The following is a 5091-nucleotide window of genomic DNA, read 5'->3' as shown; positions in this document are numbered from 1 at the left end:
GTAAAGAATTTCCATCACCACCGGAGTTTGCATCCATTCGAGAAAGGCTGATTCCACTGGGGACACGCTTTCAGTCAAACTCTTCGAAATTTCGTAGTGGTTTATCAGGCTCATTCTGTAGAGGTTAAGAGCGCTTTCGCTCTGTCCATCCTTTACACTCATATTTCTAACAGCTTCCACGAAGTTTTCCGCGTGAACGATTTTAAACTCCTCAAATCTGTGAGTTTCTACAGCCTTAACAGCTTCTTCTTGTAGCTTCAGAGACTCATTTAAGATTTCCCCTATCATCTTGACACCACCATTTTGTAGATCGGTGTGCTCAACCCTTCTTTAACCTCCTCAACTATAAATGCGCTTTCAAAAGCTACATCACTTCTCTCGATAGGACCGTAAAAAAGGAAGTCGCTGAAAAGCTGGGCAACGCTGTCAACACTGCTAACGAGAACTTTTACGTCGAGCTCTTTTTTGAGGTACTCCGCCATGTAGTAGGAAACGTTAGCCGGTCCGCAGCCAGCCGGATAAGGGTAAGTGGCTTTAACGAGGAGGAGCGTCTCGATTACTTCCCCCAAGCTCTTAATATCCGTTGGAACAACATCAATCAGCAAATCTCTAATTCCCAATGCCTTTGCTTTTTGAATTAACCCCTCTTTTCTACCATCTCCGGTCAGCAAAGCGAGCCTTCTTGTCGGAGTGGTGTAAGACGGATCGTAGTCAAAAATGACCGCATACCTTATCTTAGCCTCTTTTATTAGTTCGAGCTCTTCTTTCGTGTTAATCGGATTTATGGAATTGTAGATTATTTTGTCGGAAAGTCCGTGTTCGATGACATATTTTAATCCAGCCACTCTCGCCTCAACGTAACCGTCGAGGATGAAAGGCTTGTCGTAATGATCGAAAATGAAATCGAGGTATTTCACCATAGCTTCTCCAGTTTCAGCGACAACGTCAAGAGTTGACGAAAGCTGATACTTATCAGCCAGTTCTTCCTGCCTGTTTATCAGTTCCTCCGCCTTTTCCCTGTTGAAGATTCCTTTGCTGTGATCTTCAACTATCGCGTGTCTTGAATAGAAAATACTGCCGATCAGAACGATTTTATCGAAGTTCAATCCGGGAATCATGTTTTCAGGAAAGCTAAAAGTTATTAATACGTTTCGAAAACCACACAGCGATGATAAAAGCGATAGCAATAGACATCGACGGAACTCTAACATACAAGGACAGAAGTTTGAACTGTAAAGCCGTTGAAGCTTTAAGAAAAGTCGACGCTGTGATAATCTTAGCCACGGGAAACATCTCCTGCTTTGCAAGAACGGCTGCCAAGCTCATAGGAGTTTCAGACGTGGTGATATGCGAAAACGGTGGAGTTGTTAGATTCGACTACGATGGAGAGGATATAGTTCTTGGAGATAAAAGCAAGTGCTTGAAGGCTGTGGAAATTCTCAAAAAGTACTACAGAATTGAATTGCTTGATAACGATTACAGAAAATCGGAGGTCTGCTTGAGGAGAACTTTTCCAATAGATGAGGCAAGGAAACTTCTTCCCGAAGACGTGAGAATAATCGACTCAGGCTTTGCCTACCACATCACCGACAGGGAAGTGAGTAAGGGAAAAGCGTTGAAATTCATAGCAGAAAAGCTTGAAATAAGACTTGAGGAAGTGGCTGCCATAGGAGATTCTGAAAACGACATAGACATGTTTGAAGTGGCGGGAATTGGAATTGCCGTGGCTAACGCAGACATAAAGCTGAAGAGAGTTGCAGATGTCGTTACGTCCAAGCCAAATGGGGATGGTGTTGTTGAGGCACTCGAATTTCTCGGTTTAATTTAGCTATCTCTTTCTCCTACTTACCTTCTCGAAGTACTCTTTCACAATTTTTCTCAATCCTCTCCTCAGAATTTCCGAAAGGGTTGGTGCAGATATGCCAAGAATTTCCGAAAGCTTCTTGAGGCTTATCCTCCTTGGAGTGTCGAAGTAGCCCATCTCCCAAGCGAGCTTGACTATCTGCTCCTGCTTCACCGTCAGAGAGTCTTCATGATGTTCGTAGCTCGACATTTCCTCTATTTCTATTTCCACGCCCATCTCTTCGAACTTTTTGAGCAGAAGTTTCAAATCTTCGTTAGTTAAAAGAAGCTTCCAGTAAACGTAGCCGTCTCTCAGCTCGTAATCTGCAGAACCAAGAAAGCAGTCGGGTAGGTGAGTGAAGTGCTTGCAAACGTCGCAATGGGTTGTTTTGAGAGTTCCCACGATTTCTCCTCTCCTATAGTCCTTGTCAAGTATTTCTAAGTCGTAAATTTCGCCGCACTTCTTCAGCTTCTCGATTATCTTGTCCACATTCTTACCGTCTGTTCTAATTTCGAACAGCTCTATTACACCATCCTTCCCTTGAATGGATCTGCAGTCGAGAATTCTCACTTGGAGCGGGTCCTCTGATATTATCTTTCTAACCCAAGTGTGGGGAGTCATTTTCATCTTGATTACTACTTCCTTCATCCCCGGCATATTCGATCACACATCTTTCTTTGCGAAGAGTTTAAACGAGGCTATTAAAGGTAGCAGACACCACACAAAGATTACACTCGCTAAGAACAGCGGTAAATTCCAAATGTCCCTCGCGGCAAGCATTCCAGTCAATCCGAGAAAGCTCAGAGTTGGATCTATTATATACGCCATTAAGAGCCTTGAACTCTCCACTGGATTTAAAACAAGGAGGAGGAAGATCGTTAGATACGTCAATCCAAAGGCGATACTCGCTCCCATAACTAAAAGGTCGTAGATTATGACCCATGTCAGCCAGAGTAAAAGCGAGGTCGCTAAAGCTTCAAACCTACCTCGAGAGGTTATGGAAACGAAGATTCCTATAGCTACTCCAACCGCTGCTAAGGCTGAGGATATGAGAATCAGACCCAAGTATTTAGGCAGATCCTCGGAAGGAAGCTGCATCGATAGAAACAGTCCGGCAAATCCGTAACCTAATGCAGTTGCTATGGAAATAGCCAGGGTTAGTCCCAAAAACTTGCCCAGTATCACCGATCTTCTGCTCACCGGCTGAGATAGCAACCATTCCAGCGATCCAGCTTCTCTTTCGCTAACTATGCTCGTAGATCCAAGCATCAGAGATGCCAGCGGTGTCAAAAATATCGTGAGGTTGATCAGGCTTGCGGTGATTCTCCCTAAGGCTTTCAATCCGAGACCGCTTATGCCAAGGAGAGAGAAGTAAGATAAACCCAGAGCGATTAGCATGTACATTACAGCATAAGAAGTGAGCCACTTGTTCCTCAGAGAGTCCGAAAGCTCCTTTTTAATTAAAATGAACAAGTCACTCACCTCCTACGCTTATCTTCGCTATAAGCTGATCAATCGGTATCTCTTCGAAAATAACCTCCTTTACGATTCTTCCATCTATGCTGCTCATGAATTCCTCGAACGTTTTTGCTGTTATCGTAAACCATCCTTCGCTTGTTTTGACGTGAGCTTTGAACTTCTCATCAAGCATGGACAAAAATCGATCGAGCTCTCCGTCGAAAACAACCTCTCCCTCGTTCATAACGACCACCCTATCGGCGTAAGGCAACAAGCTGCCAAGAGAGTGAGAGCTAACGAGGATCGTTTTATCAGATTTTAGATCCCTCAGCATTCCTTCAAACTTCCTCCTTCCCATTGGGTCCAAGTTGCTCATCGGTTCGTCGAGAATTAGAACCGGGAGATCGGAAGCGAGGAGTAACGCAAGAGCAAATCTCTGCCTCATTCCTCCAGACAACTCTCCAAATTTTGAGTAGTATTCATCTTCAAGTTCCGCTAATTTAAGAACCTCCTCAACGTCCAGATCAATCTTTCTCAATTCAGAAAAGAATTTTACAATTTCATAGCACTTCATATTTTCGTAGATGGAAACTTTTTGAGGGAGGTAACCAAGGAAATTTTTCGCTTTCACCGCTTCTCTTAAAACATCGTAACCCATGACCCGAATTTCTCCTTCGAAGTTTAACAGCCCGACGATGCATTTCAAAAGAGTCGTCTTTCCAGCTCCGTTGGGTCCAAGAAGCAAGGTCAATCCCTTATCCAATGATAGCGTTATCTCGTTTAACGCTACGAATCCGTCATACTCCTTGTAAACCTCCTCTATTTCAATAACCGCCATAACCATACCTCCAAATGATTAACACGGATGCCAATACAAGAAAGACCGAGGCAAATAACATCTGGGCATTTACGTTTGTCTCCTTCTCCAAATTCAGATTAATATTCGGTTTCATTAAAGGATAAGGATCGTAAACGCTAATTTTCGGACTTATCGGAAATATCTTCGACATCGTCTCCAAAGCCTGATATGCGGGGGTGTACATGAAAATCCTTAAAGTTGGATAGCTGTCGATAATATACTCGGCAAAACTCCTTTCCACGTAGGGAAGATCTCCAATTCCGTCCTTGTTTTTGTCAAATCCAGCATACGTGTCCCAGAAATTCCCTACTTTAAGCTCCTCGCTGTACCACTTCATTTTTTTCCCTATGTCCCCAATCGCTTCGATGTTGTCCACGTTCTCTATGAAACTGTTTCCGTAGAAGGTCACGGCACTTTCCTCGTCCACCGAAATTCCTACCTGATTGTAGGCGATCGTATTCCACCTTACTATCGCATAGTGCCCCGGTCTGTAGGGAGTTCTCTTGATCTCCATTCCATATATTCCGGCATAAACAGTATTGTTTTCAATTAGGACGTTATCGGTTTCTATCACAAAGATTCCCTCTCCAACGGCACTTCTCCAGTTAACTTCGGCAATGCTGTTTCTTATGGTAATATTTGCGGAATACATTATCACGTAACCAGCTATGTTCTGCAAGGAAACCATGCCGTCGATCAGGTAATCTGTGCAGTACATGTTGTGAACAGCGTAACGAGAATACGCAACTTTGTTGTTGATCAGCTTATTGTAATATGAATGCTCGCTGTAAATTCCGTCTTGGAAGTAGAGCATCGTAACATTTCTTATTATGTTGTGTTTTGAATACCAGAGGTATATCGCATCTCCTCTGTAGTTCATGTCCACATTCTTCAAACCAACCAAGTAACAGTCTTCGATGATGTTGTAATC

At 43.4% G+C, this 5091-nt stretch carries 7 protein-coding genes; 1 reads left to right on the top strand and 6 read right to left on the bottom strand.

The genetic code is table 11. The features are described from left to right. Together F7C14_RS03230 and F7C14_RS03225 are read right to left on the bottom strand one after the other, a co-directional pair. The coding region (locus F7C14_RS03230) for a DUF2193 family protein (protein WP_290899883.1) at positions 1–288 on the bottom strand (288 nt) is incomplete at its 3' end. Beyond that, positions 285–1118: a tetrahydromethanopterin S-methyltransferase subunit H gene (locus F7C14_RS03225; RefSeq protein WP_290899882.1), complete on the bottom strand. Its 834-nt coding sequence runs from the start codon at positions 1116–1118 to the stop codon at positions 285–287. The genes F7C14_RS03225 and F7C14_RS03230, both read right to left, overlap by 4 nt. A gap of 50 nt (positions 1119–1168) precedes the next feature. On the opposite strand from F7C14_RS03225, the gene F7C14_RS03220 reads away from it, so the two are divergent. Continuing rightward, positions 1169–1828, top strand: coding sequence for a phosphoglycolate phosphatase (locus F7C14_RS03220; RefSeq protein ID WP_290899880.1), 660 nt, complete (start codon positions 1169–1171; stop codon positions 1826–1828). Here the strand turns inward: F7C14_RS03220 and F7C14_RS03215 are convergent, their stop codons facing one another. The 4 genes from F7C14_RS03215 to F7C14_RS03200 all read right to left on the bottom strand — a co-directional run. Beyond that, on the bottom strand, positions 1829–2500 hold the full coding sequence (locus F7C14_RS03215) for a helix-turn-helix domain-containing protein (RefSeq protein ID WP_290899878.1): 672 nt from the start codon (positions 2498–2500) through the stop codon (positions 1829–1831). Positions 2501–2506: 6 nt separating this feature from the next. Continuing rightward, positions 2507–3316 carry an ABC transporter permease subunit gene (locus tag F7C14_RS03210; RefSeq protein WP_290899877.1) on the bottom strand — a complete coding sequence of 270 codons (810 nt, stop codon included), beginning with the start codon at positions 3314–3316 and terminating at the stop codon, positions 2507–2509. Between the two features lies 1 nt (position 3317). After that, complete coding sequence (locus F7C14_RS03205; protein ID WP_290899875.1) at positions 3318–4139, bottom strand: ABC transporter ATP-binding protein; 822 nt, start codon at positions 4137–4139, stop codon at positions 3318–3320. Next, positions 4126–5091: NosD domain-containing protein (locus F7C14_RS03200; protein WP_290899873.1), on the bottom strand; the 966-nt coding region annotated here is incomplete at its 5' end. The genes F7C14_RS03205 and F7C14_RS03200, both read right to left, overlap by 14 nt.

The organism is Ferroglobus sp. (assembly GCF_015521575.1).
Lineage (GTDB): Archaea > Halobacteriota > Archaeoglobi > Archaeoglobales > Archaeoglobaceae > Ferroglobus.
Note: the sequence above shows the minus strand (reverse complement) of the source record. Positions and strands in the feature narration are given on the sequence as shown.

What these genes read in the sequence shown, in the direction of transcription:
- F7C14_RS03225 (WP_290899882.1), bottom strand. Translation starts at nt 1,118, where the DNA reads ATGATTCCCGGATTGAACTTCGATAAAATCGTTCTGATCGGCAGTATT.
- F7C14_RS03220 (WP_290899880.1), top strand. Translation starts at nt 1,169, where the DNA reads ATGATAAAAGCGATAGCAATAGACATCGACGGAACTCTAACATACAAG.
- F7C14_RS03205 (WP_290899875.1), bottom strand. Translation starts at nt 4,139, where the DNA reads ATGGCGGTTATTGAAATAGAGGAGGTTTACAAGGAGTATGACGGATTC.
- F7C14_RS03215 (WP_290899878.1), bottom strand. Translation starts at nt 2,500, where the DNA reads ATGCCGGGGATGAAGGAAGTAGTAATCAAGATGAAAATGACTCCCCAC.